General features: G+C 73.9%; 22 protein-coding genes. 12 read left to right on the top strand and 10 right to left on the bottom strand.

Features of this window, described 5'->3' with window-relative positions; all coding sequences use genetic code 11:
* Positions 1–30: 30 nt before the first annotated feature.
* Genes ACIRDU_RS01455 through ACIRDU_RS01445 form a run of 3 tightly spaced genes read right to left on the bottom strand, consistent with a single transcriptional unit; the run spans position 31 to position 7,086 of the window.
* A complete protein-coding gene (locus ACIRDU_RS01455; RefSeq protein ID WP_403572816.1) occupies positions 31–1,023 on the bottom strand; it encodes an ABC transporter ATP-binding protein in 993 nt (330 codons plus the stop codon).
* Positions 1,020–3,749 carry an ABC transporter permease gene (locus ACIRDU_RS01450; RefSeq protein ID WP_403572813.1) on the bottom strand — a complete coding sequence of 910 codons (2,730 nt, stop codon included), beginning with the start codon at positions 3,747–3,749 and terminating at the stop codon, positions 1,020–1,022. Before ACIRDU_RS01450 ends, ACIRDU_RS01455 begins: the two co-directional genes overlap by 4 nt.
* A gap of 1 nt (position 3,750) precedes the next feature.
* A complete protein-coding gene (locus ACIRDU_RS01445) occupies positions 3,751–7,086 on the bottom strand; it encodes an FtsX-like permease family protein (protein ID WP_403572810.1) in 3,336 nt (1,111 codons plus the stop codon).
* A gap of 137 nt (positions 7,087–7,223) precedes the next feature.
* On the opposite strand from ACIRDU_RS01445, the gene ACIRDU_RS01440 reads away from it, so the two are divergent.
* The 3 genes from ACIRDU_RS01440 (at position 7,224) to ACIRDU_RS01430 (ending at position 10,459) form a co-directional block, all read left to right on the top strand.
* The gene (locus ACIRDU_RS01440; protein ID WP_403572808.1) at positions 7,224–7,955 is read left to right on the top strand and encodes an ABC transporter ATP-binding protein; all 732 of its coding nucleotides are present in this window, start codon (positions 7,224–7,226) and stop codon (positions 7,953–7,955) included.
* A 13-nt stretch (positions 7,956–7,968) separates the two neighbouring features.
* Positions 7,969–8,703 (top strand): vWA domain-containing protein, encoded by a 735-nt coding sequence (locus tag ACIRDU_RS01435; RefSeq protein ID WP_403572805.1) that lies wholly within the window; start codon positions 7,969–7,971, stop codon positions 8,701–8,703.
* A gap of 100 nt (positions 8,704–8,803) precedes the next feature.
* Positions 8,804–10,459: a cytochrome bc complex cytochrome b subunit gene (locus ACIRDU_RS01430; RefSeq protein ID WP_403572803.1), complete on the top strand. Its 1,656-nt coding sequence runs from the start codon at positions 8,804–8,806 to the stop codon at positions 10,457–10,459.
* On the opposite strand, the gene ACIRDU_RS01425 is transcribed toward ACIRDU_RS01430, so the two are convergent.
* Both ACIRDU_RS01425 and ACIRDU_RS01420 read right to left on the bottom strand, forming a co-directional pair.
* Positions 10,434–11,393: an acyl-CoA dehydrogenase family protein gene (locus tag ACIRDU_RS01425; protein WP_403572800.1), complete on the bottom strand. Its 960-nt coding sequence runs from the start codon at positions 11,391–11,393 to the stop codon at positions 10,434–10,436. The genes ACIRDU_RS01430 and ACIRDU_RS01425 overlap by 26 nt on opposite strands.
* A complete protein-coding gene (locus ACIRDU_RS01420) occupies positions 11,393–12,532 on the bottom strand; it encodes an acyl-CoA dehydrogenase family protein (RefSeq protein ID WP_403572797.1) in 1,140 nt (379 codons plus the stop codon). The genes ACIRDU_RS01425 and ACIRDU_RS01420 overlap by 1 nt, the downstream gene beginning before the upstream one ends.
* Before the next feature lie 49 nt (positions 12,533–12,581).
* Here ACIRDU_RS01420 and ACIRDU_RS01415 point away from each other — a divergent pair, with 49 nt between their 5' ends.
* The 3 genes from ACIRDU_RS01415 to ACIRDU_RS01405 are packed head-to-tail and all read left to right on the top strand — an operon-like array spanning position 12,582 to position 15,205.
* The gene (locus ACIRDU_RS01415; RefSeq protein ID WP_403572794.1) at positions 12,582–13,370 is read left to right on the top strand and encodes an SDR family oxidoreductase; all 789 of its coding nucleotides are present in this window, start codon (positions 12,582–12,584) and stop codon (positions 13,368–13,370) included.
* A gap of 42 nt (positions 13,371–13,412) precedes the next feature.
* Positions 13,413–14,033: a TetR/AcrR family transcriptional regulator gene (locus ACIRDU_RS01410; protein WP_403572792.1), complete on the top strand. Its 621-nt coding sequence runs from the start codon at positions 13,413–13,415 to the stop codon at positions 14,031–14,033.
* Positions 14,034–14,047: 14 nt separating this feature from the next.
* A complete protein-coding gene (locus tag ACIRDU_RS01405; RefSeq protein ID WP_403572790.1) occupies positions 14,048–15,205 on the top strand; it encodes an acetyl-CoA C-acetyltransferase in 1,158 nt (385 codons plus the stop codon).
* On the opposite strand, the gene ACIRDU_RS01400 is transcribed toward ACIRDU_RS01405, so the two are convergent.
* Genes ACIRDU_RS01400 through ACIRDU_RS01385 form a run of 4 tightly spaced genes read right to left on the bottom strand, consistent with a single transcriptional unit; the run spans position 15,189 to position 18,599 of the window.
* The gene (locus ACIRDU_RS01400) at positions 15,189–16,241 is read right to left on the bottom strand and encodes an NAD(P)H-dependent flavin oxidoreductase (RefSeq protein WP_403572788.1); all 1,053 of its coding nucleotides are present in this window, start codon (positions 16,239–16,241) and stop codon (positions 15,189–15,191) included. The two genes, ACIRDU_RS01405 and ACIRDU_RS01400, sit on opposite strands and share 17 nt — an antisense overlap.
* 47 nt (positions 16,242–16,288) lie before the next feature.
* A complete protein-coding gene (locus ACIRDU_RS01395) occupies positions 16,289–17,008 on the bottom strand; it encodes a CoA-transferase subunit beta (protein ID WP_403572785.1) in 720 nt (239 codons plus the stop codon).
* The gene (locus ACIRDU_RS01390) at positions 17,005–17,841 is read right to left on the bottom strand and encodes a CoA transferase subunit A (RefSeq protein WP_403572782.1); all 837 of its coding nucleotides are present in this window, start codon (positions 17,839–17,841) and stop codon (positions 17,005–17,007) included. The genes ACIRDU_RS01395 and ACIRDU_RS01390 overlap by 4 nt, the downstream gene beginning before the upstream one ends.
* Positions 17,838–18,599, bottom strand: a complete 762-nt coding sequence (locus ACIRDU_RS01385; RefSeq protein ID WP_403572780.1) for an enoyl-CoA hydratase family protein — start codon at positions 18,597–18,599, stop codon at positions 17,838–17,840. The genes ACIRDU_RS01390 and ACIRDU_RS01385 overlap by 4 nt, the downstream gene beginning before the upstream one ends.
* A gap of 55 nt (positions 18,600–18,654) precedes the next feature.
* On the opposite strand from ACIRDU_RS01385, the gene ACIRDU_RS01380 reads away from it, so the two are divergent.
* Together ACIRDU_RS01380 and ACIRDU_RS01375 are read left to right on the top strand one after the other, a co-directional pair.
* The gene (locus ACIRDU_RS01380; protein WP_403572777.1) at positions 18,655–19,413 is read left to right on the top strand and encodes an SDR family oxidoreductase; all 759 of its coding nucleotides are present in this window, start codon (positions 18,655–18,657) and stop codon (positions 19,411–19,413) included.
* A 1-nt stretch (position 19,414) separates the two neighbouring features.
* Positions 19,415–20,320 (top strand): SDR family oxidoreductase, encoded by a 906-nt coding sequence (locus tag ACIRDU_RS01375; protein ID WP_403572774.1) that lies wholly within the window; start codon positions 19,415–19,417, stop codon positions 20,318–20,320.
* A 35-nt stretch (positions 20,321–20,355) separates the two neighbouring features.
* Here ACIRDU_RS01375 and ACIRDU_RS01370 read toward each other — a convergent pair whose 3' ends face one another.
* The gene (locus ACIRDU_RS01370) at positions 20,356–21,243 is read right to left on the bottom strand and encodes a hypothetical protein (RefSeq protein ID WP_403572771.1); all 888 of its coding nucleotides are present in this window, start codon (positions 21,241–21,243) and stop codon (positions 20,356–20,358) included.
* 123 nt (positions 21,244–21,366) lie between these two features.
* Here ACIRDU_RS01370 and ACIRDU_RS01365 point away from each other — a divergent pair, with 123 nt between their 5' ends.
* The 4 genes from ACIRDU_RS01365 to pepN all read left to right on the top strand — a co-directional run bounded on the left by ACIRDU_RS01365 (position 21,367) and on the right by pepN (position 25,464).
* Positions 21,367–21,843 (top strand): GNAT family N-acetyltransferase, encoded by a 477-nt coding sequence (locus tag ACIRDU_RS01365; RefSeq protein ID WP_403572768.1) that lies wholly within the window; start codon positions 21,367–21,369, stop codon positions 21,841–21,843.
* Between the two features lie 20 nt (positions 21,844–21,863).
* Positions 21,864–22,214: a chorismate mutase gene (locus ACIRDU_RS01360; RefSeq protein WP_403572765.1), complete on the top strand. Its 351-nt coding sequence runs from the start codon at positions 21,864–21,866 to the stop codon at positions 22,212–22,214.
* Between the two features lie 138 nt (positions 22,215–22,352).
* Positions 22,353–22,904 (top strand): two-component system response regulator, encoded by a 552-nt coding sequence (locus ACIRDU_RS01355; RefSeq protein WP_403572762.1) that lies wholly within the window; start codon positions 22,353–22,355, stop codon positions 22,902–22,904.
* A 67-nt stretch (positions 22,905–22,971) separates the two neighbouring features.
* Complete coding sequence (pepN, locus tag ACIRDU_RS01350; protein WP_403572759.1) at positions 22,972–25,464, top strand: aminopeptidase N; 2,493 nt, start codon at positions 22,972–22,974, stop codon at positions 25,462–25,464.
* Positions 25,465–25,619 lie beyond the last annotated feature (155 nt).

Genomic DNA, 25,619 nt, shown 5'->3' with positions numbered 1-25,619 from the left:
GGACGACCGGGCAGGCGCTGTCGCATGTCCTCAGCCGTTGCTGTTGCTGTTGCTGTTGCCGTTGCCGTTGCCGTGCTCGTCCGGCCACACCTGGATGTGGTCCTCCTCCAGCTCCAGCAGCACCCGGTCCGCCATGCCCAGGGCCGCCGTGTACTCGGCCGGCAGCTGCAGGCGGCCCGCGCGGTCGAGCATCGCGTACTCACGGGCCACCACAGACTCCCGGCCGGCCTCGTCGACCTCCGTGCGGCGCAGCACCTCCGTCGAGGTGCGGCCGTCGCGGATCGCGACCGTGCGGCGGACCTCACCGGCGACCGCCTGGTCGTGCGTGACGATGACGATCGTCGTGCCCAGCTCCTCGTTGGCCCGGCGGAACGCCGCGAAGACCTGCTGCCCGGTCGCCGAGTCCAGCTCGCCGGTCGGCTCGTCGGCGAGCAGGACCGCGGGGGCGCCCGCGAGCGCGACGGCGATCGCGACGCGCTGCTGCTGGCCGCCGGACATCTGGTGCGGACGCCGGTCCCGGCAGTCGGCGACACCGAGCAGGTTCAGCAGCTCGTCCGCGCGTCCGGCCCGTTTCCGCCGGGAACCGCCCGCCAGCTGCAGAGGCAGGACGACGTTCTGCGCCGCCGTCAGATACGGCAGCAGATTGCGTGCCGTCTGCTGCCAGACGAAGCCGACCACCTCACGCCGGTACCGCAACCGCGCCTTCGCGTCCATCGTCAGCAGATCGCGCCCCGCGACCTTCGCGGCCCCCGCGGTCGGGACGTCCAAGCCGGCGAGGATGTTCATCAACGTCGACTTGCCGCTGCCGGACGCCCCCACCAGGGCCATCAACTCGCCCTCGCGCACCAGGAGATCGAGCCCCTGGAGCGCCTGCACCTCCACGGCGTCCCCACCACCGCGCCTGGCGAAGATCCGCACCAGCCGGTCGCAGGCGATCAGGGCGTCATGCCCGTACGCGGGCCGGTCGCGGTGCCGCGCCACCTGCCGCTCCAGCTCCTCGAGCGACTTCGTCGTCCCGCTCATCGCATGTCTCCTGCCCTGAGGTGAGTGATCGGTGTCCGGCGCCCCGCCCACCAGGCCTGCGCGACGGCCACCGCGCCCGCCAGCAGCACCGCGCCGGACGCCGGCAGGGCCAGCGACCACACGTCGGCCCGCAGCACGGCATCCGGCGCCGTGACACCGGAGGTGCCGGCCAGGGCGAGCCGGTCCAGGTCGATGCCGGGGGCGAGCAGCCGTACCGTCGCCCAGCCGACGGCCATGCCCCCGCCGGCCGCGAGCAGCGTCTGGGGCAGGGCCTCCAGGCCGAGCAGGCGGCGGCCCTGGCGGGCCGTCATGCCGAGGGTGCGCAGCCGGGCCAGCAGCGCGGCTCGTTCCGGCGCCGACCTCAGCAGACCCAGCACGAGGGCGAGTACGGCGTACCCCGCGCCCGCGGCGACGGCCCAGACGTAGATCCGTTCGGCGCCCGCCTGCAACGGGGAGTCGGACAGCGCCGCGCGTTCCTCGCTCCGCAGCGTCACGGAGAGGTTCGGCCCGGCGCCGCGCACGGCCGCCCGCAGCGCCTTCGTGTCGAGTCCGGCACCGGCCGCCAGCAGGATCGTGGGGCCGCCGGAGCCCTTCAGACCCGCCGCGTCGACCAGAAGGAACTCGCCCTCGGGGACGGCCGGGGTGCGGGGGCGCACGGCGGTGATCCGCACCGTGACAGGTCCGCCGTCGGTCACGATCCGGCGTGGGGCCCGCCCGAGCCGCTCGGCGACCTCGGGGGAGGCGACCGCGTCCAGCACCCCGCCCCGGATCCGCAGCCGGTCGGCCGCGAAGCCCCCGAGTCCCGTCCGCCCGGCCAGTTCCGCGTACGAGTCCGGTTCGACGCCGGCCACCCTCAGCGACTGCGTCTCGTCGGACGCGCGCTCCGAGGCGTACCCGATGCTCACGGCCGTGACCTGCCGTACGCCCGCCACGTTCCGTACCGTCCGCGTCAGTCCTGCCGGGAGCGGGGTGGCGTCGGTCGTGGAGATCAGCGCGTCCGCGCCCGTCTCCAGCAGTGCGGCACGGTCCCGGGCGTCCGCCACGCCCGTCAGCACGGATCCGCCGAACGCGGCCGTGGTCAGGGCCGTCAGCAGGGCGAGCAGCGGCAGTGTGGCCACCGCCGCAGGTGAGCGGCCCGCGCGGGCCAGCGACAGGAACCCGACCACGCCGCGCAGCCGCCCGGCCGGGCCGGCGGCCCACCGCAGCGGCAGCGGATACAGCCGGACGAGGACCAGCGCCGCGACCAGCCCGACGAGCACCGGGGCGGCGCTCACCAGCAGATCGCCCGCCCCGTCCGTGCCGCGGCGGCGCAGGGTCAGCACCGAGCCGGCGGCCAGCACCAGCACCGTCAGTTCCGCGACCGCGCGGCGCCCGCCGGGCCGGGCGTCGGCGAGGTCGTCGCGCTCCCGGTGCGCCCGCGGTCTGCGATGTGCCACGGCAGCGCGCACCGGCAGCGCGGCACAGGCGAGCAGCGCCACGACACCTGCCCCGAGCACGGCGGGCAGCAGCCGGGCCTCGTCCACGACGAGCACGGCGAGCAGCAGACCGCAGGCCGCGGCGGGCAGCGCCGGCACCGCGTTCTCGGTCAGCAGCCGCCCGGCGATGCCGCGCAGGGAGCCGCCCCTGGCCCGCAGCAGGGCGAGTTCGTCGTCGCGGCGGGCGGCGGCCAGACCACCGCTCATCACCAGGACGACGAAGGCGACCGCGGCGATCCCGAAGGCCGCGACGGCGACCACGGGCGTGATCGCGTCACGCGTCTGTGTGTAGGAGGTGACGACCTGCTCCAGGCCGGTGGACAGCTGCGCCGTCGGGCCGGCGACCCCGCGCATGCGCACCAGTCCGGGTCCGTCCTCGAGGGACGCGACCGCCTCGACGAGCGCGGAGGTGTCCGCCCCGGCGAGCCGCCCGGTCGCGGGCGCGAACCGCCAGTACTTCTCCGGCTCGCCCTGCCCGCCGAGCAGCGCCGGCGCGGCCCCGGGCGCCAGCAGGACGCCCGCCTCCCAGTAGAACTGCGGCGGGCGGCTGCCGGCCGAGGCCAGTGCCGCTGTGCGCAGGACCGGTTCCGCGGACCAGTAACTCCGGTGGGGATTCCGGGGTTCGAGGATGCCGGTGATCCGTACGGTCAGCGGGCCGTCCGGGAAGCCGGCCAGGGTGAGCGTGGAGCCGGCCCGCAGCCGCAGTGTGCGGGCCGTCTGGGTGGTCACGGCACCTTCCACCACCCTGGTGTCCACGGACACCGGACCGGCGGTGGGCAGCCGGCCTTCCCGCACGGTGGCGTGGCCGGCCACGGCCGACTGCGTGGCCAGGGTGAACCGGGGCGGCAACCCGTCGGGCCGGGGCAGCGACGCGTCCAGCGCCTCCAGGCTCTTCCCGGTCCGCACCCCGTACGCCGACTCGCCCGGGTCCGCCCGCAGCGGTGCGGGAAGCAGGGCCCTCGCCTGAGCCTCGACCGCCGCGAGCGCCTCCGGCCGGACCTCGTTCGCACGGGCCTCGTCCGGCTGTTCGATACCGGGCTGCGGAGCCTTCAGCTCCAGCACGGTGGACTCCGGGGCGGCGACGGCGACGGCCTCGCGCAGCCCGTCCGTCTCGTACGCCTCGACGGCCCGGGGCAGGACGGCCGCGAGGAACGCCGTGACGAGCACCAGCACAGCGAAGGCGACGGTGGACACGGGCGCGGCCCGCAGCCGGGTCCGCACCCAGGGCGCGCCCCGCGCGCTCGGCGGCATCTCAGTCCTCTCCCTGGTGGCGGAGCGCGACCGCCGGCTCGGCGCGGCGCAGCGCCGACGCGGCGGTGATCAGCAGGAGCGGGGCGGCCATCCCCGCGAGGAGCAGGGCCACCCGGTACACCGGGAGTTCGACGAGGACGGGCGGGACCGGCCGTGCCGCATCGGAGGTCAGCACGATCAGCGGCACGACGGCCCTGGTCAGGACGGTGCCGAGACCCAGCCCGGCGAGCAGCCCGGCGCCGACGAGCAGACTCTGCTCCGTCGCGACCAGCCGGGCGAGCTCCCGGCGGGGCGTGCCCAGGGCGCGCAGCACCGCGAACTCCCCGGAGCGCTCCCGCCGCGCACCGGCGGCGCTCACCGCGAAGCCCCCGGCGGCCAGGGCCACGGCGGCCACCGCCACCGCCGTCAGTGCCGAGCGCGGCCCGGCGCCGAGCGGATCCCGCAGCAGTGCGGCCGCGGTCTCGTCCCGCACCAGTACCTGCTGCGCCTCCAGGTCGGGGCGTGCCCGCAGCGCGGCGGTGACCTCGGCGGCCTTGCCGGGGGCGGTGCTCACCCACCACTCGGTGGGGCTGAGCGACGCGGCGCCCCGCCGGGCCAGCACCGCGTCCACGGTCCGCAGATCGAGCAGCAGCGCCCCGCCGGCCGCGGTCTCGCCGTCCAGTCCGGCACCGGTGGTGGGCAGCTCCTCGACCGCCCGGACGATCCGCACCCGCAGTTGCTCCCCGGACAGCGGTACGTCGATGGTGTCACCGGGCCCGGCCCCCGCCGCCCGCAGGAAGTCCCGGGTGGCGACGGCGGCGATCCTCCGCGGCGCCGCGCCCCCGGCGGTGGCGACGAAGACGGTGTAGAGAGGGGCGGCGTTGAAGCTCTCGTCGGGGTCGGCGCCGGTGCCGTACGACACGGTCAGCGGCGCGGTCCCCGACACGGTGGGCTTCGTGGCCGCCCGGGCGAGGACGGTGCCGTTCTCCGTCACGGTCCGGCCGCCCCGCCAGCGCGTCCCGGCGGGCGCGGGAACGGTCCGCGCGGCGCCGTCGGAGCCGGTGGCGCGCAGCCGTTCGACGGTGAACCGGTGCTGTTCCGGGCGGCCGACCGGCGAGGTGCCGTCGAGCTGGAGGCCGGTCAGCCGCAGCGGTCCGGCCGGGGCGGCGCGGCGGCCCGCCGCCGTCACGTCCAGATCGAGCGCGATCCGGTGGACCCGGCCGTCCACCGGGACTTCCCCGGCGCCCAGCCGGTAGGCGATGCCGTACCGGTCCTCGACGACCACCGTGAGCTGGGGCGCGCGGCCGGAGGGGGACCGTCCCGTGCGGGCCCGCAGGTTGGTGATCCGCACGTCGAGGCCGAGCCGCCGGGTGCCGTCGGGCAGCCGTACGGCCCGGTCCTCGTCCTGCTCGGGCGGGGCCAGTGCCCGCAGCAGCTTCGCCGGGGGCTCGTCGGCGAGGTCGCCGCGCATCAGCATCCCGTCCGCGACACGGGCCGTGTCCAGGGCCAGGACCGTCGCGTCGCGCCCGCCGGACAGGCTCAGGGCGGTGCGGTGCGCGGGAGCGGCGTCCCGGGCCCCGGGCAGCGCGGCGTAGAGGCCGGTCTGCCCGGGACTGCCCGGCCTGGGGTCGAGAACCCTTACGGAGGCGCCCGTTCTGAAGTCGGCCTGGTCGCCTTGCGACCGGTCCCAGGACGCGCCGTGCCCGATCGCCAGCATCCCGGTCGCCACGGCGATGACGAGCAGCAGGACCGGACCCGCCCCGCGCAGCGGGCGCCGGCTGAACTGCCACCCGGCGAGCGCCGCCGGCAGCCCCCGCCCGCTCGCCGAGCGCCGCTCCGCGAGCCGGGCCGCGAGCGGCAGCAGACGCAGGGTCAGCACCGTGCCCGCGAGCAGCGCCAGGGCGGGCGCCGCGACCAGCAGCGGATCGATGCCGAGCCGACCGGCCCGGTCCCGGCTGAGCACACCGCCGCCCGTCGCATCGGTCTGCCGCCTCAGCTGCCAGTACGCCACGCCCGCGATCAGCAGCAGCCCGGCATCGGCTCCGGCGCGCACGGGCGCGGCCGCCGTGGCGGCACGGACGCGCCGCAGCCGTACCGGCGCGCCTGCCGTCGCCGCCAGCGCGGGCGCCACGACCGCCACCGCGCACGCCAGCGCCACGCCGCCCGCGACCAGCCAGACCCGGCCCGAGGGGGCGGTGTCGAGCCGCAGCCCGATCCGGTCGAGCGAGGACCAGCGGGCCAGCAGCCGGGCCAGCGGGCCGGACAGCAGCGCGGCACAGACCGCGGCCGGTACCGCCAGCAGCAGCGCCTCCAGCACGGCGAGCCCCGCGATCCGCCCGCGGGAGCCGCCCCGGGCGCGCAGCAGCTCGGTCTCGCCCGCCCGTTCGCTGCCCAGCAGCCGGGCCACCAGCAGCAGCGCGTACCCGGCGAGCAGCACCAGCTGCACGGAGACGATCATCAGGGTGGACCGGGACACCAGCAGGGTCCGCCCGGTCCGGTCGAGCACCTCCGGCAGCCCGGTGCGCACGGTCGCGTCGCCCCCGAGCGCCGGGTCCTTGCGCAGCGCCCCGGCCGCGCGGACGGTATCCGCGCGGAGCGCGCCGATGCCGTCGGTGGTGAGGGTGCGGTAGTCGGCCGTCGCCACCCAGCCGGTGTTGTCCCCGCTGGCGCGGCCGGAGGCGAGCACCGACGCGTCGGCCAGCAGCGGTCCGTAGGTGGTGAAGGCGACGGTGCGTACGCCCTGGCCGCCGAGGGTGTCCGCCTGCCAGTAGGGGTCCGAGCCGTCGGCCGCCCGGTACACCCCGCTCACCCGCACCTCGAGCGGTGCGCCGCCCAGCCGGTCGGTGAGCGTCAGGCGCGCTCCGGGCCGCAGCTTCAGCCGGTCGGCGGCCGCCCCGGGCAGGGCGACGGGCACGGCGGTCCCATCGCCCGCCCGGGCCGGGCCCGGCAGGACGCCCGAGACCAGCCGGATCCGGGACCGGTCGAGGGCGGCGAGATACGTGAGGTCGGGCTGCCCGGCCCTGGCGTCGGCGTTCCGCAGGGACCCGGGCAGTGCGTACGGCCCGGACCGCTCCAGTCTCCGCACGGTCACCGGCAGCCCGGCGAAGGCGTCCCGCGCCCCGCGCACCACGGCCCGGTGCGCCGCGTCCCGCCGCTGCCGGGGCACGTCCGCCTCGACGACGAGGGAGGCGGACGCGGCGGCCCGGCCGCTCAGGGTGCCGCGCAGCGCCGCGTCCCCGACAGAGCCGGAGAAGGCCGCGAGGGTGGCGAGAACCGAGGTGGTCAGCAGGACGGCGAGCAGGGCGGCCGTGAGCAGCAGCCGATGCGCGCGCAGGCGCAGCAGCAGTAAGCCCGTCACTCTTCCCCCACCCGAATCCCGAGCCGCCGTTCCCCAACCCGGCATGCATATCACGGAGTCACCGGCCCAGCACGTGAGTTCGAACGCGGGTCGTCCGGCTCTTGACCGTCCGGACCGGTTCCGTATGGGATGCGGTGATGACCGAGAACACCAGCCCGGGCCCCGGTGCCGCCCTGGCCGACGACCCGTCCGGCGGGCCGATGCTACGCGTGGAGGATGTGCACCACTCCTACGGCACGGGTGCCGCGGCCGTGCACGCGCTGCGCGGGGCGTCCTTCACCGTCCGGCGCGGCGAGCTGGTCGCTCTCAAGGGCCGTTCGGGCTCCGGCAAGTCGACGCTGCTCCACCTGATCGGCGGCCTGGACTCCCCGCAGAGCGGCCGTGTCGTCGTGGCCGGCACCGATCTGTCGGCGCTGAGCGAGAGCGAGCTGCTGGAACTGCGCCGCGACCGCATCGGTTTCGTGTTCCAGTCCTTCGGGCTCATCCCCATCCTCACCGCCGCCGAGAACGTGGGCGTGCCGCTGCGGCTGCGCCGGGCCGGGCCGCGGGAGCGGGAGGAGCGGGTGGCACTGCTGCTCGCCCTGGTGGGACTGGCCGGTCACGAGGCACAGCGGCCGGCCGAGCTGTCCGGCGGCCAGCAGCAGCGGGTCGCCATCGCCCGGGCCCTCGCCAACAGCCCCGCCCTGCTCCTCGCCGACGAGCCGACCGGCCAGCTCGACGCCGCCACCGGACTGGCGGTGATGGAGCTGCTGCGGGCGGTGGTCCGCAGCGAGGGTGTCACGGCCCTCGTCGCCACCCACGACCCCCAACTCCTCGGTCTGGCCGACCGGGTGCTGGAACTGAGCGACGGAGTGGTCGTCGAGGAGTGAGAGGATGCGGGCCATGGCCGCGATCAGTCTGAGCAAGGTCCAGGAGACCGCGCCCGCCCTGGTGAACCTCTACAAGACCGCCGGCGTCCGTCTCGCGAAGCACGGCCTCGACGGGCTGCGGGCCGCGGTCTACCTCGTGATCGACTACTCCGGCTCGATGAAGCCGTACTACAAGGACGGCAGTGTGCAGGCGCTGGCCGACCGGGTGCTCGGGCTGTCGGCGCACCTGGACGACGACGGCAGCGTGCCCGTGGTGTTCTTCTCCACCGACGTCGACGCCGTCACCGACATCGCGCTCGCCGACCACCGGGGACGGATCGAGCGGATCGTCGCCGGGCTCGGGCACATGGGGAAGACCGGCTACCACCTGGCCATGGACGCCGTGATCGACCACTACCTGGACAGCGGGGCGGCCGAGCCCGCCCTCGTGGTGTTCCAGACCGACGGCGGGCCCATCAACAAGCTCGCCGCGGAGCGGTATCTGTGCAAGGCGGCGAAGCTTCCGCTGTTCTGGCAGTTCATCGGGTTCGGCGACCCGGGCAGCAAGCAGTTCGACTTCCTGCGCAAGCTCGACGAGCTGGCCGTGCCGGGCAAGCGGGTCGTCGACAACGCCGGGTTCTTCCACGCGGGAGAGGATCCGCGGAAGGTCTCGGACACCGAGCTGTACGACCGTTTGGTGGGCGAGTTCCCGAAGTGGCTCGTGGCCGCACGGGCGCAGGGGATCGTCGGGGACCCCGGCAGCCGCTGACCGGTCGCTCGCCCCCTTGGCCCAGCCGTCCCCACGCCCCGTTTGCACGGCCGCGACGCCGTGCCACGCTGGGAAGGATCCGACGGGGAGGCGACGACGTATGGGCGACGACGGCGCACGACGGGTGTACGGGACGGACTCCGCCGACAGGCGACCTCCCGCAGGCAAGGGCGAGAAGCTCGCCGACTGGGCGGACGGGCGGCTCGGGCTCTACGCCCTGGCCAAGGCCAACATGCGCAAGGTCTTCCCGGACCACTGGTCCTTCATGCTGGGCGAGGTCACCCTCTACAGCTTCATCGTGCTGATCCTCACCGGCGTCTACCTCACCCTCTTCTTCGAGCCGAGCATGCAGGAGGTCGTCTACAACGGCTCCTACACGGAGCTCAACGGCGTCCTCATGAGCAGGGCGTTCGAGTCCACGCTGGACATCAGCTTCGATGTGCGCGGCGGGCTGCTGATCCGGCAGATCCACCACTGGGCGGCGCTGGTCTTCATCACCGGCATGCTGGTGCACATGATGCGGGTGTTCTTCACGGGCGCCTTCCGCAAGCCGCGCGAGCTGAACTGGGTGTTCGGCTGGACGCTGCTGATGCTCGGCATCATCACCGGTCTGACCGGCTACTCGCTCCCCGACGACCTGCTGTCCGGCACCGGTCTGCGCTTCGCGCACGGCGCGATCCTGTCGATCCCGATCGTCGGGACGTACCTGGCGTTCTTCCTCTTCGGCGGGGAGTTCCCCGGGGACGACATCATCTCGCGGCTCTTCCCGATCCATGTGCTGCTGCTGCCCGGGATCATGCTGGGCCTGGTGACCGCCCATCTGATCCTGGTCTTCTACCACAAGCACACCCAGTTCCCGGGCCCCGGACGCCAGGAGCGGTCGGTCGTCGGTATGCCCTTCCTGCCGGTCTACATGGCCAAGGCCGGCGGCTTCTTCTTCCTCGTCTTCGGCGTCCTGACGGTGATGGGCGCCATCGCCCAGATTAACCCCGTATGGGCCTTCGGCCCCTACCGCCCCGACCTGGTCACCACCGGCGCTCAACCCGACTGGTACCTCGGCTTCTCCGAGGGCCTGATCCGGGTGATGCCGGGATGGGAGATCAACTTCTGGGGCCACACGCTCGCCCTGGGCGTGTTCATCCCCTTCTCGCTCTTCCCGCTGATCCTGCTCGCCCTCGGCGTCTACCCCTTCATCGAGGCGTGGATCACCGGCGACAAACGCGAGCACCACATCCTGGACCGGCCGCGCAACGCGCCCGTGCGCACCGGCCTCGGCGTGGCCTGGCTGACGCTGTACGCGGTGCTGCTGATCGGCGGCGGCAACGACATCGTCGCCACCCATCTGCATCTGTCCATCAACGTGATCACCTGGTTCGTGCGGATCGGCGTCTTCGTGCTGCCGGTCGCCGCCTTCATCGTCACGAAGAAGATCTGCATGGGCCTTCAGCGCCGCGACCGGGCCAAGGTGCTGCACGGCAGGGAGACCGGCACCATCAGACGGCTGCCGACCGGCGAGTACACCGAGGTGCACGAGCCCCTCGCGCAGGCCGAGCTGTTCACGCTCACCCAGCACGAGCAGAACCCGCCGTACGAGGCCGGGCGCGAGGTCGACGCGGGGGGTGTGCGCCGCAGGGTCAAGCGGTCCGAGCGGCTGCGCGCCCGGCTCGCCAAGGCCATGTTCGGGCCCGACGCGCGGATCGAGAAGCCGACGGTGGAGGAGTACCGGGAGATCACCAGCGGCGATCACCGGCACTGACGACCAGGGCCCGGCACGCCTGCGGATCGCCCCAGGCCGTGCGCAGGGCCCGGGCCTTGGTCAGCCACAGCGACAGGCCGTACTCCGCGGTGTAGCCGATCGCCCCGTGCAGTTGCAGCGCGGTGCGGGCGGTGGCGTACGCCGCTTCGCACGCGGCCACCTTGGCGGCGGCGACGTCGGACGGACGCAGCGTGAGCGCGGCACCGAAGAGCAGGGGACGCGCGAACTCCAGGGCCGTCTTCGCGTCGGCCAGCCGGTGCTTGACCGCCTGGAACGAGCCGACGGGCACGCCGAACTGGGTGCGCTGCCGGACGTGTCCGACGGTTCTGTCGAGGAGTGCGAAGCCCACGCCGAGGGCTTGGGCGGCGGTGGCGAGGCGGGCCCAGGTGAGGGCCTGTCCCGTGGCGAGCTCGAGGAGTTCGCCGCCGGGGGCGAGGAGTGTGAGGCGGCGGGCCGGGTCGAGGGAGGGGCGGACGGGGCCGTGGCCGGGGGAGAGGCGGATGCGGCCGCGCTCCCAGGAGATGCGGAGGGCGGCCGCGTCGCCGTCCAGGGCGTACGCGCCGTCGGGGGCCACCGTCGCCATCGTCTCCCCGGACGCCAGCGCGGGCAGCAGCCGCCGGGCGACCCCCGGGTCGGCCCCCCGGAGCAGCGCCGCCGCGACGACCGTCTCGACCAGGGGCCCAGGCGCCGCATGGCGTCCCAGCTCGACGAACGCGACGGCCAGTTCGACGGGGTGCGGGCCGAGGCCCTCGTACGCCTCCGGCACCGCCAGCGCGAACACGCCCGCCCGAGCCAGGCGGGACCACAGCGCACGCCCGCTCGCATGGTCGCCCCGGCTCCAGTCGCGGATCACCGCCGGGGTGTCCGCCGCCGTCAGCAGGGCGTCCAGCGACGCGGCGAAGGCCCGCTGCTCGGCGTCGAGGAGGAGGCGCATCAGCGGCGTCCCTTCGGCAGGCCGAGCAGGCGCTCGGCGATGATGTCGCGCTGGATCTCGTTCGTGCCCGCGTAGAGGGGGCCGGCGAGGGCGAAGACGTACCGCTCCGCCCAGTCGGTGTCGGCTCTCTCGCCCTCGGGGCCGAGCAGGTCGAGGGCCGTCTCGTGCAGCGCGATGTCCAGTTCGGACCAGAAGACCTTGTTGAGGCTCGACTCGGGGCCGACGGCCTCGCCCTCCAGGAGGCGGGAGGCGGCCGCGTACGCGAAGAGCTGGTAGGCGCGGGCGCCGATCAGGGCGTCGGCCACCCGGCCCCGCATCGACACCGGACCGCCCTGCTCCCGCCACAGCTCCTCCAGGCGGCGCGCGGCGGCGAGGAAGCGGCCGGGGGAGCGGAGCATCAGCCCGCGTTCGTTGCCCGCCGTCGACATCGCGAGGCGCCAGCCCTGGCCGGGTTCGCCGATCACGTCCTCGTCGGGCACGAAGACCTCGTCCAGGAACAGCTCCGCGAAGGCGGGCCTGCCGTCGAGGCGGGCGATCGGGCGGACCGTGACGCCGGGGGCGCGCAGGCCGAACATGAGGTACGTCAGGCCCTGGTGGGGCTTCGCGGTGTCCGGGTCGCTGCGGAAGAGGCCGAAGGCGCGGTCGGCGAACGCGGCCCGGGACGACCAGGTCTTCTGGCCGGACAGCAGCCAGCCGCCGTCCGTGCGCACGGCCTTCGCCCGCAGGGACGCCAGGTCCGAACCGGCCTCCGGCTCCGACCAGGCCTGCGCCCAGATCACCTCGCCGGACGCCATCGGAGGCAGGACCCGGGCCCGCTGCTCCTCGGTGCCGTGGTCGAGGAGGGTCGGGGCGAGCAGCTGGATGCCGTTCTGGCCGACGCGGCCCGGTGCGCCCGCCGCCCAGTACTCCTCCTCGAAGAGCAGCCACCGCAGGAGCCCCGCGTCCCTCCCGCCGTAACGCGAGGGCCAGGTGACGACCGACCAGCGGTGCGCGGCCAGCTCCGCCTCCCAGACGCGGTGCGCGGCGAAGCCCTCCTCGGTCTCCAGGGAAGGCAGCGGGGCGCGCGGCACGTGCGCGTGCAGCCACTGCCGCACCTCGGTGCGGAACTCCTCGTCCGCCGGGGAGAACGCCAGGTCCACGACCACTCCCTCCTTCCCTAACAAGTGTTTGGTAGGTTAGCGTGAGCCCATGACAGACGTCGAGAGTCCGTCGTACGTCCCCGGCCACGGCCTGCTGAAGGGGCGGACCGCCGTCGTCACCGCGGCGGCCGGCGCGGGCATCGGCGGGGCCACGGCGCGGCGCTTCCTGGAGGAGGGCGCGCGCGTGCTCATCAGCGACGCCCATGCGCGGCGGCTCGAGGAGTTGGAGGCGCGGCTGGCCGGCGAGTTCGGCGGGGCGTCGGTCGCCGCCGTGCCCTGTGACGTCACCGACGAGACGCAGGTGCGCGTGCTCTTCGAGACGGCCGCGGCGGAGCACGGGCGCCTCGACGTCGTGGTCAACAACGCCGGTCTCGGCGGCACGGCGGAGCTCGTCGACATGACCGACGAGCAGTGGTCCCGCGTCCTGGACGTGACGCTGAACGGCACCTTCCGGTGTGTCCGGGCCGCGCTCCGGCACATGAAGGGCACCGGCGGCGGGGTGATCGTCAACAACGCCTCCGTCGCCGGCTGGCGCGCCCAGGCAGGTCAGGCACACTACGCCGCCGCCAAAGCGGGCGTGATGGCGCTGACCCGGTGCGCGGCGGTCGAGGCGGCCGGGTACGGGGTGCGGGTCAACGCCGTGGCGCCCAGCCTCGCCATGCACCCCCACCTGGTGAAGGTGACCACACCCGAGCTGCTCGCCGAGCTGACCGCCCGCGAGGCCTACGGGCGGTACGCCGAACCCTGGGAAGTGGCCAACGTCATCGTGTTCCTCGCCTCCGGCTACTCCTCGTACATGACGGGAGAAGTGGTGTCCGTCAGCAGCAGGCATGCCTAGGACGACAATGGACCCGTGCCTCCTACGAAGAAGAATCCCCAGGTGACCGCCACCGAGCCCGCGGCTGCCGCCGCCGCTCGCGACCGCCGCGGCGAACTCCTCGGCACCGCCGCCGAGGTCTTCGCCGAGCAGGGCTACAACGCCACCACCGTCCGCAAGATCGCGGACCACGCGGGGATGCTCGCCGGCAGCCTCTACTACCACTTCGACTCCAAGGAGTCGATGCTGGAGGAGATCCTGCGCAGCTTCCTCGACGAGCTGTGGGAGGGCTACGACACCGTCCTGGCCGCCGGGCTGGGCCCGCGCGAGACGCTTCAGGCCCTGGTCACCGAGTCGTTCCGGGAGATCGACCGGCATCGGGCGGCCGTCGCGATCTATCAGAAGGAGAGCAGGCAGCTGGTTGCGCAGGAGCGGTTCGCGTTCCTCGCCGAGTCGCAGCGCAGGTTCGAGAAGGCCTGGCTGTCCACGCTGGAGCGCGGCGTCGCCGAGCGGGCCTTCCGGGCCGACCTCGACGTCCGGCTCACCTACCGGTTCGTGCGCGACACGGTGTGGGTCGCCGCCTCCTGGTACCGGCCGGGCGGACAGCACAGCCCGGACGAGATCGCCCGGCAGTACCTGTCGATGGTGCTGGACGGGATCGCCGTACGCGAACAGCCCCTATAAGCGGAGGAGTCGTCATGGCCGAGGCCTACATCGTCGAAGCGGTGCGGACGCCCGTCGGGCGGCGCGGGGGAGGGCTGAGCGCGGTCCACCCCGCCGACCTCGGAGCGCACGTCCTCACGGCGCTGATGGACCGCTCGGGCGCCGACCCGGCCGCCGTGGAGGACGTCGTCCTCGGCTGTCTGGACGCGGTGGGGCCGCAGGCCGGGGACATCGCGCGGACCTGCTGGCTGGCGGCCGGGCTGCCCGAGGAGGTGCCGGGCGTGACCGTCGACCGGCAGTGCGGCTCCTCGCAGCAGGCCGTGCACTTCGCCGCGCAGGCCGTCCTGTCCGGCACCCAGGACCTGGTGGTGGCCGGCGGGGTGCAGAACATGTCGATGATCCCCATCGCCTTCGCCACCCGGCAGGCCGCCGAACCGCTCGGGCTGACACAGGGCCCGTTCGCGGGCAGCGCGGGCTGGCGGGCCCGGTACGGGGACAAGCCCGTCAACCAGTTCGTGGGCGCCGAGATGATCGCCGCGAAGTGGGGGATCAGCCGGCAGGACCAGGAGGAGTTCGCCCTGCGCTCCCATCGCCGGGCGGTGCGGGCGATCGACGAGGGCCGCTTCGGCCGCGAGACCGTGCCGTACGGGGAGGTCACCGCCGACGAGGGCCCGCGCCGTGACACCTCCCTGGAGAAGATGGCCGGACTCAAGCCGGTCCTGGACGGCGGCACCGTCACCGCCGCCTGCTCCTCGCAGGTCTCCGACGGGGCGGCGGCGATGCTGCTGGCCTCCGAGCGGGCCGTGCGCGACCACGGGCTCACCCCCCGCGCGCGCGTGCACCACCTCTCCGTGCGCGGCGAGGACCCGATCCGCATGCTCACCGCCCCGATCCCGGCCACCGCGCACGCCCTGAGGAAGACCGGCCTGACCATCGACGACATCGACCTCGTCGAGATCAACGAGGCCTTCGCGCCGGTCGTCCTGGCCTGGCTGAAGGAGACCGGCGCCGACCCGGAGCGGGTCAACGTCAACGGCGGCGCGATCGCCCTGGGGCACCCCCTCGGCGCGACCGGCGTCAAGCTCATGACGACCCTGCTGCACGAACTGGAGCGCACCGGCGGCCGGTTCGGCCTGCAGACCATGTGCGAGGGCGGCGGCCAAGCCAATGTGACGATCATCGAACGGCTGTGAGCCGCGCCAGCGTCTCGTCGGCCTCCTTCATGATCCGCTCCACCAGCTCCGCGCACGACGGCAGGTCGCCGATCACCCCGGCGACCTGCCCGGACGCCATCACCCCCAGGTCCGTGCGGCCGTCCACCATCGCCGACTTCAGCAGCATCGGCGTGTTCGCGGCGAGCAGCACCTGACTCCAGGTCAGGTCCTTGGCGTGCCTGAGGGCCAGCCCGTCGCGCACCAGCTGCGGCCAGGTCCGCCCGGACAGCCGCCGGAATCCGGCCGCCGCGCGCACGGCCCGCACCAGCGCCCGGGCCCGGCCGGCGTCCTCCAGGGCGGCCACCAGTTCCGTACGCAGCATGCGGTGCGGCAGCCCGTCCACCGCCCGGGTCACCGTCACGTCCCGCACGGTCGCCGCGAGATACCTCGCCTTCACCGCGTCCGGCACGGTCGAGTCCGAGGTCAGCAGGAACCGCGTGCCCATCGCCACGCCTGCCGCTCCGTAGGCGAGGGCCGCGGCCAGCCCGCGCCCGTCGAAGAAGCCGCCCGCCGCGACGACCGGGATCCGCACCGCGTCCACCACCTGCGGCAGCAGCACGGTCGTGGCCACCTCGCCGGTGTGCCCGCCGCCCTCCGAGCCCTGCACGAGCACCGCGTCCGCGCCCCACGCTTCGACCTTCTCGGCATGCCGCCGCGCCCCCACCGTCGGCATGACCACCACACCGGCCTCCTTGAGTTCGCCGACCAGCTCACGGGAGGGGGCGAGGGCGAAGGAGGCGACGCGGACGCCCTCCTCGATCAGGATCCGGACGCGGTCGCCCGCGTCGGCCGCGTCCGCGCGCAGGTTCACCCCGAACGGCGCGTCGGTCCGGGCCTTCACCTCCCGGACGGCCGCCCGCAGGCGGGCGGGCGTCATCGTGGCGGAGGCCAGGATGCCGAGGGCGCCCGCGTTCGCCGTGGCGGAGACCAGACGGGGTCCGGCCACCCAGCCCATCCCGGTCTGCACGAGCGGATGGCGGACGCCGGTCAGCCGGGTGAGCGCCGTCCCCCTCACGCGGCGGCCCCCCTCACGCGGCGACCCCCTTCATGCGGCGACCCCCTTCATGCGGCGACCTCCCTCGTCCGGGCCCCGGCCGGGTCGACGACCTCGCGGATCAGCCGGAGTTCCTCACCGGTCGGTTCCCGGGTCGGCGGCACCTCGTCCGGCACGGTCAGTTCGAAGCCGGTCGCCTCCCTGACCTGCCCGAGCGTGACGCCCGGGTGCAGCGAGGCCAGCCGCATCGAGTGGTCGGGGGTGGCGAAGTCGAAGACACCCAGGTCGGAGACGACCCGGGGGATGCGGTGGTGACGCGCACCGGCCGCACGGTCGTAGCCGACGCCGCAGACCATGTCGACCCGCTCGACGAAGACCCGCCGGGAGTGCCTCGGGATCCAGTAACTGGTCGGATTGTTCAAGGTGTTGACCGGTGCGCCGCGCACCCCGAGCAGCTGCCGTGTCGGCCGCTCCCAGTCGCCGATGCACGAGATGTTCTGGTTGCCGAACCGGTCGATCTGGCTCGCGCCCATCATCACGTGCCGCCGCCCTGCGGTGACCCAGGCGAGATGCTCGCGGTACGGCAGCCAGCCCTCGGGTGCCCCGTCCGGGCGGACGAGCAGCGCCTCGCCGTCGGTCAGCAGCAGGTCCGGCGCGAAGGTGAGCCGGGCCAGCCGGGCGCCGATCGAGGGGATCAGCCCCATGGGGCTCGCCAGTACCTCGCCGTCGTCCCGCCAGGCCTCGGCGCAGGCGATCACGCAGTACTCCGCGCGGGTGGGCCCGGTCATGTCCCCTCCCGCACGGCCGCCTGGTAGGTCTGCTCGTCCCCGGCGAGGAACCCGGCCTCGAAGTCGGGCCACGGCGTGGTCGCGTACGTCCTCTGGAAGGCCTCGTCCCGGCCGTAGTCGGGCGCGCAGGACGTGAAGTGCGCCCCGTTCGGGGACTCGACGACACCGGTGACCGTGTGGCGTTTGATCAAGAGGGTCTGCGGCGGGCCCTCCTGCGTCAGCTCGGCCGTGTCGACGATCCGCTCGCAGCTCATGTACGCCGTGTCGGCCGCCGCGCAGAACAGGTCGTCGAAGTACGGGTCGGGGCCCAGGTACTGCCCGTTGCCCGACCGGTCCGCGCGGTTGATGTGCACCAGGGCCGCGTCCAGCCGCAGGGCGGGCACGGCGACGAACGTCTCCCCGTCCTCGTACGGCGAGGTGACCGTCCGCAGACCCGGGTTGACCCGCATCACGTCCGAGCCGAACCCGGCCCGCACCGGCAGGAACGGGAGCCGGTTCGCCGCCGCCCGCAGACCCCACAGGAACATCGCCTCGTCGATCTCCGTCAGGGCGAAGGCGCCCCGCTCACGGGCCGCCCGGTAGTGCGGCTCCAGGGGGATCGAGTCGAGGGTGACGAAGGCCGTGACCAGCCTCCGGATCCGCCCGGCCGCCGCCAGCATGCCCACGTCGGGGCCGCCGTACGAGACGACCGTGAGGTCGGTGATCTCCGACCGGAGCAGGGCTCGCACCAGGGCCATCGGCTTGCGGCGCGAGCCCCAGCCGCCGATGCCGAGGGTCATGCCGCTGGACAGCCGGGACACGGCCTCGTCCGCCGACATCGTCTTGTCCCTCATCGCGCTCCCTCCCGCCCCGCGCCGCCGAAGGTGCCGCGCACCCGCGCGCCCACCCCGCTGAGACCCGCCTCGAAGGTGAAGCCCTGCTCGAAGCGGTAGCTGCGGCGCACGTCCACGGGGTCGATGCCGTTGAGCGCCGCCTTGGCCAGGCGGAGCAGCCGGCCGTCCTTGGCGGCGATCTCCCGGGCCAGCTCCAGGACGGCCGCGCGCAGTTCGGCGCGCGGCACCACCCGCCACACCGACCCGTGCGCGTGCAGGTCGGCCGCGCTCGCCGTACGCGCCGTGTAGTAGAGCGCCCGCATCAGGTGCTGGGGGACCAGCCGGGCCAGGTGTGTGGCCGCTCCGAGGGCGCCGCGGTCCAGCTCGGGCAGCCCGAACACCGCGTCCTCGCTCGCCACGATCGCGTCCGCGTTCCCCACCAGGCCGATGCCGCCGCCCAGGCAGAAGCCCTGCACCGCCGCCACGACCGGCACCTCGCACTCGTAGACCGCAGCGAAGGCCTGCGCGCAGCCGCTGTTCGCGCCGAGCAGCGCGCTGTGCTCCCGGTCGTCCGCCTGCAACTCCTTGATGTCCACACCCGCGTTGAACCCGCGCCCCTCGGCGGCCAGCACCACGCACCTGACCCCCGGGTCGCGCCCGGCCGCGCGCACCGCGTCGGCCAGGGCGAACCAGCCCGCCACCGGCAGGGCGTTCACCGGCGGGAAGTCGACCGTGACGACGGCGATGCCCTTTTCCCCGCTCGAGGTGGAGACACCCATGGCCGCATCAGCTACCTTTCCACCAAACGTTTGTTAGGTGGAAAGGTAGCAGCGCATGGAGCTGGACGGAAAGGTCGCCGTCGTCACCGGCGGGACCCGGGGCGTCGGCGCCGGCATCGCACATGCCTTCGTACGGGCGGGTGCCGAGGTCGTGGTCTGCGCCCGCCGGCCACCGGAAGTCCCGCTCCCCGGTACCGAGTTCCTGCCGCTGGACGTCCGGGACTCCGACGCCGTCGGGTGCCTCTTCGCCGGTCTGCCCCGGCTGGACGTCCTGGTCAACAACGCGGGCGGCGCACCCCACCGCCTGCTCACCGAGGCGGGGGCGGACCGGCACGCGCGCGTGGTGGAGCTCAACCTGCTCGCGCCGCTGACCGTGTCCCTCGCCGCGTACGACCGGCTGCGCCGCTCCAGGGGCTCGATCGTCATGATCGGCAGCGTCAGCGGCGGCCGCCCCTCGCCCGGGACCGCCGCCTACGGTGCCGCCAAGGCCGGCCTGGAGAGCCTCGCCCGCTCGATGGCCGTGGAATGGGCGCCCGAGATCCGGGTCAACACCCTCGTCGTGGGCATGGTCCGCACCGAACTGTCCCACCTCCACTACGGCGACCAGGACGGCATCACCGCGATCGCCCGCACGGTCCCGCTGGGCCGTCTCGCCGAGCCGTCCGACGTGGGCCGCGCGGCGGTGTTCCTGGCGTCCGGCGCCGCCGCCTACATCAGCGGAGCGAGCCTGGCGGTGCACGGGGGCGGGGAACGGCCGGCGTTCCTGGACGCGGCCACCGCCGCCCACACGCCTGCCACGGACGAGGAGAGCTGACATGAGCGGAATCTGCGCGGGCCGGGTCGTCGTCGTCACGGGCGCGGGGCGGGGGCTCGGCCGGGCCCACGCGCTCGCGTTCGCGGCCGAGGGGGCCCGGCTGGTCGTCAACGACCTCGGGGTGGGCCTCGACGGCACACCCGAACCCGACGGCCCCGCCGCCCGGGTCGTGGCGGAGATCCGCGCGGCGGGCGGCGAGGCCGTGGCGCACGGCGGCGACATCGCCACCGGCGAGGGCGCCGCCTCCCTGGTCCGCACGGCGCTGGAGACGTACGGCCGGCTCGACACCCTCGTCAACAACGCGGGCTTCCTGCGCGACCGGATGCTGGTCAACCTCGACGAGGACGACTTCGACGCCGTCGTACGCGTCCACCTCAAGGGCCACTTCCTGCCCCTGCGGCACGCGGCCGCGCACTGGCGCCGCGAGGCGAAGGCGGGCCGCCGGCCCGAGGCCCGGATCATCAACACCAGCAGCGGAGCCGGGCTGCTGGGCTCGGTCGGACAGGGCAACTACAGCGCCGCCAAGGCCGCAATCGTCGCTCTGACCCTGGTCGCGGCGGCCGAACTGCACCGCTACGGCGTCCAGGTCAACGCGATCGCCCCCGCGGCCCGGACCCGGATGACGGAACGCACCTTCGCGGACGCCATGACCGCCCCCGGCTCCGGCTTCGACGCGATGGCCCCGGAGAACGTCTCGCCCCTGGTCGTCTGGCTGGGCTCGGCGGCGAGCACAGGCGTGACCGGCCGGGTCTTCGAGGCGGAGGGCGGCCGGATCACGGTCATGGAGGGATGGAGGCCCGGGCCGAGCGCGGACAAGGACGGGCGGTGGAGCCCGGCCGAAGCGGGGGAGCAGGCACGGAAACTGCTCGCGGAAGCGTCAGAGCCCCGGCCGGTGTACGGCACCTAGCGGCGTCACCGACCTGTCCGGTCAGCACGAGGCGTTCACGTGTCGCACTCCAGCACGCTCCGGCACAACGCGCACCGCGCCCGGACCCGCCCCCGCACCGGCACCCTGATCCGCTGATGACACGTGGGGCAGGGAAACGACACCCGCAACCGCCCGCCCCCGTCGGGCGAGAACGCGTACCGCACCCCCGGCTGCGGCGGGCCCGCCGCAGCATGCCGACGGTCCCGGGCGTACCGGCGCCGCCCCGCCCACCCCGCCGCCGTCAGCGGCGGCTGCTGCTCGTCGCGGCGGGCCAGCTCCATCCCCTTCCCGTATGCCGTGTAGGCCTGCGCACTGGTGAACCACACCGACGGGTCCTCCCCGAACACCAGCGCCCGCTTGGCCAGCACATACCCGAACTCCTCCGGCGTGAGATACCCCAGCTTCTGCGACGACGCCCCGTCCTCCCGGTACGCGTCCAGCAGCAGCCACCCCGCACCCAGGTAGGTCGTCGCCGTGTCCGTGAGGATCTCGTTGTCCCGGACACCGGGGAAGGACAGGTCCAGACGATGCAGGTACACGTGCATCACCTCGTGCGCGAGAGCCGCCCCGATGTCCCGCCGATGCGTACGGAACCGGTCGTTCAGCTCCACGAAGTACTCCGGCCCGGCCGCCAGCTCCACGTTCGCCGCGTGCCGCATCTCCCGGAAGCTCACGATCAGCCGGGCATCCGGCAGCCGGTAGTGCCGCACTAGCTCGTGCGCCACCCGCTGCGCCCCCAGATACAGGTCGTCGGTGTCGCAGAACGCCACGTCGGCGGGGACCACGCTGGCCTCGAACGTCTGGATGGTGTCGTTCGACAGTCGCCTGTACAGCGCCGTGATGGCGGCCCGCACCGTCTCCAGATGCGGGTAGCCGTGCTCGACCGGCCCGTCGTTCGCCACGCCTCACCCCCAAGACGCCCCGGAACCCGGTTCCACTGTACGAGGACGCGACCCGCGGCGGACGGGCCGTGCCACGGCGAAAACCGGTCGTCACCGCCGGGGGCCTCCGGCAGAATCCGGGCCGTGACCAGCGAACAGCGCACCGTCGCCGCCTCGCTCCGGGTGGGCGGCCAGGACGACGACCTCGAGAAGCGGCTCGACGAGGAGCTGACCGCCTTCAACACCGCCGCCGCCGACGGCGCCGTCACCGAGCCCCTCTCCGTCCGCGTCACCGACGAGAGCGGCGAACTGGTCGGCGGGCTCACCGCCTGGACCTGGGGCACCCTGTGCTCCGTGGACATGCTCTGGGTCCGCGAGGACCAGCGGCACGCCGGCTGGGGCGGCCGGCTGATGCGCGCGGCGCAGGCCGAGGCCGCCCGGCGCGGCTGCACCGACATGATCGTCTCCACGTACAGCTTCCAGGCACCCGGCTTCTACCCGCGGCTCGGCTTCCGGGAGCGGGCCCGCATCCAGGGCGTGCCCGGCGGCCACGAGGACGTCTACTTCCACAAGCGACTCCCATCGCCGAAGAATGAGACGGCCGGCGGCCCCCCGGCGTGATCCCCGTAGGCTGACGCCCCATGACCACCAGCAACACCGGTTCCCGCGACGTCGACCCCGCCGTGCGTGAAGAGCTCGCCCGGCTGCGCGACAGCATCGACAACATCGACGCGGCCGTCGTCCACATGCTCGCCGAACGCTTCAAGTGCACCCAGCAGGTCGGCCACCTCAAGGCCGAGCACCAGCTTCCGCCCGCCGACCCGGCCCGCGAGGCCCGCCAGATCGCCCGGCTGCGCGCCCTCGCCGAGAACGCCAAGCTGGACCCGGCCTTCGCCGAGAAGTTCCTGAACTTCATCGTCGCCGAGGTCATCCGCCACCACGAGCGCATCGCGGACGCGGCGCTCAACGGCTCCACCACAAGCGGCAACTGACCGCGCGCGACCCCCGGGGGGAGTGACACGGCGGCCCGCTCGCGGCATGCTGCGCTGTACACAGCATGTCAGCTGACGAGCACTGCGCGTCAGTGTCCCGGACTACTCTGGTCCTCCACGAGGGAGGGGCGTCGGGCCATGCCGTCGGATACCAGGATCCTCATCGTCGACGACCACGAGGACACGCTGTACGCGCTGGAGAGCGCCCTGGCCCCGCTGGGCTACCAGCTCAGCCGGGCCACCAGCGGCGACGAGGCGCTCAAACAGGTACTCCGCGGCCAGGTCGGCCTGTTGTTGCTCGACGTGCGCATGCCCGGTGTCAGCGGGCTGGAGGTCGTGCGCTACATGCGACGCGTCGAGCAGACTCAGCACATCCCGGTCATCCTGCTGACCGGTTTCGGCGTCGACCAGGAACTGACCACCGCCGCCTTCCGCCTCGGCGTCGCCGACCTCGTCCTGAAACCCGTCGACCCATGGGCGCTGCGCACCAAGGTCCGCTACCTCTACGACGCCCACCGCCGCCACCTCGCCCTGGAACGGGAGGTCCGCCGGCTGCGCACCCTGGTCCGGGAGCACACCGGGACCGCCGCACACCCCCCGGGCCCCGTACTGCCCCACCCCGACGCGCACGTCCCCGTCCAGCGCCCCCAGGGGGCGCACGCCGGGGAGCTCGAAAAGGACCGCACCTAGACCGGACATTGGGCGCGTACCGATCCGCCTCTGTGCCTTGCCGACGCCATCAGGCAGCATGTCACGCATGTCCGTACTGACGCGCGACGAAGCGCAGACCCGAGCAGAGCTCCTCGACGTCCACCGCTACACGATCGAACTCGACCTGACCGGCGGAGACGACACCTTCGACTCCCACACCCTGATCAGGTTCGGTGCCCGCGTGGACGGGGACACCTTCGTCGAGCTCAAGCCCGCCGAGCTGCGCTCCGTCACCCTCGACGGACACGCCCTGGACCCGGAAACCCTGGACGGCAACCGGCTCGCCCTGACGAACCTCACCGCCGGCGAGCACGAACTGCGCGTGGACGCGCGGATGCGCTACTCCCGCACCGGCGAGGGCATGCACCGCTTCACCGACCCCACCGACGGCGAGACCTACGTCTACACCCAGCTGTTCCTCGACGACGTCCAGCGCGTCTTCGCCGCCTTCGACCAGCCCGACCTGAAGGCCGTCTTCGAGCTGTCGGTGAAGGCCCCCCAGAACTGGACCGTCCTCGCCAACGGCGTCACCGAACAGGCCGACGGCGTATGGAAGGCGGCCCCCACGCCGCTCATCTCCACCTACCTGGTCGCCGTCGCCGCAGGCCCCTGGCACTCCGTACGCACCGAGCACCGCGGCCTGCCCTTCGGACTGCACTGCCGCCGCTCCCTCGCCCCCTACCTGGACGCCGACTGCGACGAACTCCTCGACGTCACACGCGCCTGCTTCGACCGCTACCACGAGAAGTTCGACGAGCCCTACCCCTTCGACTCCTACGACCAGGCCTTCGTCCCCGAGTTCAACGCGGGCGCCATGGAGAACCCCGGCCTCGTCACCTTCCGCGACGAGTTCGTCTACCGCTCCGCCGTCACCGACACCGAACGCCAGACCCGCGCCATGGTCATCGCCCACGAGATGGCCCACATGTGGTTCGGCGACCTCGTCACCCTCAAGTGGTGGGACGACATCTGGCTGAACGAGTCCTTCGCCGAGTACATGGGCTACCAGACCCTCACCGAAGCCACCCGCTTCACCGACACCTGGACCGACTTCGGAGTCACCCGCAAGTCCTGGGGCTACGACGCCGACCAGCGCCCCTCCACCCACCCCGTCGCCCCCGAAGCCGTCGACGACACCGCCTCCGCACTGCTCAACTTCGACGGCATCTCCTACGCCAAGGGCGCCAGCGCACTGCGGCAACTGGTCGCCTGGCTCGGCGAGAAGGACTTCCTCGCCGGCATCAACACCCACTTCGCCCGGCACAGGTTCGCCAACGCCACCCTCGCCGACTTCATCGACAACCTCGCCGGCGCCACCGACCGCGACGTCCACGCCTGGGCCGACGCCTGGCTGCGCACCACCGGCGTCGACACCCTCACCCCGCGCATCGCCCCCGGCGAGCACGGCACCTGCGCCCTCACCGTGGACCGCGCGGGCAGCCGCCCGCACCGCATCGCCGCCGGCCTCTACGACCGGGACCTCGGCGACGACGGCGGCCAGCTCGTCCTGCGCGAACGCCTCCACCTGGACCTCCCGCAGACCGACACCCACCCCATCGGCAAGCGGCCGGCCCTGCTCCTCCTCAACGACGGCGACCTCACCTACGCGAAGGTCCGCTTCGACCCCGAGTCCTTCGAGACCGTCCGCAAGGAGCTGTCCGGCCTGCCCGAACCGCTCACCCGCGCGGTCGTCTGGAACGCCCTGAGGGACGCCGTCCGCGACGGCGCACTCGCCCCCGCCGCCTACCTGGAGACCGCCAGGGCCCACCTGCCGCTGGAGACGGACCTCGCCATCGTCCAAGGCGTGCTCGCCTTCGCGTCCACGTACGTCACCGACCGCTACCTCACGCCCGAGGAGCGGCCCGCCGCGCTCGCCACCCTCTCCGAACTGTGCCGCGACCTCATCCGCCGCACCGAGGACGGCGACAACCCCGGCCTGCGCCTGATCGCCGTACGCCACCGCATCGACGTGGCCGCCCACCCCGACACCATCGCCGCCTGGCTCGCCGACGGCACCGTCCCCGGCGGCCCGGAGCTCGACCCCGAGCTGCGCTGGCGCGTGCTGGCCCGGCTCGCCGTCCTCGGCGCGACCGACGAGGCCGCCATCGCCGCCGAACTGGAACGCGACCCGAGCGCCACCGGCCAGGAGGGCGCCGCCCGCTGCCGGGCCGCCCTGCCCGACCCGCAGGCCAAGGCCCGCGCCTGGCAGGCGATGTTCGGCTCCGACGACCTGTCCAACTACCTCTTCACCGCCACCGCCCGGGGCTTCTGGCAACCCGAACAGGCCGACCTGGTACGCGAGTACGTCGCGCGCTACTACGCCGACGCGGTCGCCGTCGCCGACCGCCGCGGCCCCGCCATCGCCGAAGCGGCCGGCCGCTGGGCCTTCCCCGCGCACGCCGTCGACGCCGACACCCTCCGCCTCGGCGAGGAATGCCTGCGCGACGCCGACCCGATCCCCGCGCTGCGCCGCAAGCTCGTCGACCAACTCGACGACCTGGCACGGGCGCTGCGGGTCCAGGGGATCGGGGAGGAGTAGGGGCGGCGACGCAGGCCTCTCGGGGGGCGGCCGGCCCCTTTCCGTCCCCGCACGCCGGGGCAGCGGCAGGCCGGCCCGCCCCTTCGCGGACCCGGGCCGAGACCACACGGCCGACGTCAGGACCGGGCCCCGGGGGCCGCCCGGCTCCGGCAGGT

The sequence above is a fragment of the Streptomyces sp. NPDC093598 genome, from assembly GCF_044764825.1.
Lineage (GTDB): Bacteria > Actinomycetota > Actinomycetes > Streptomycetales > Streptomycetaceae > Streptomyces.
The sequence above is the reverse complement of the archived record's forward strand: the minus strand, read 5'-3'. Positions and strand labels throughout refer to the sequence as shown.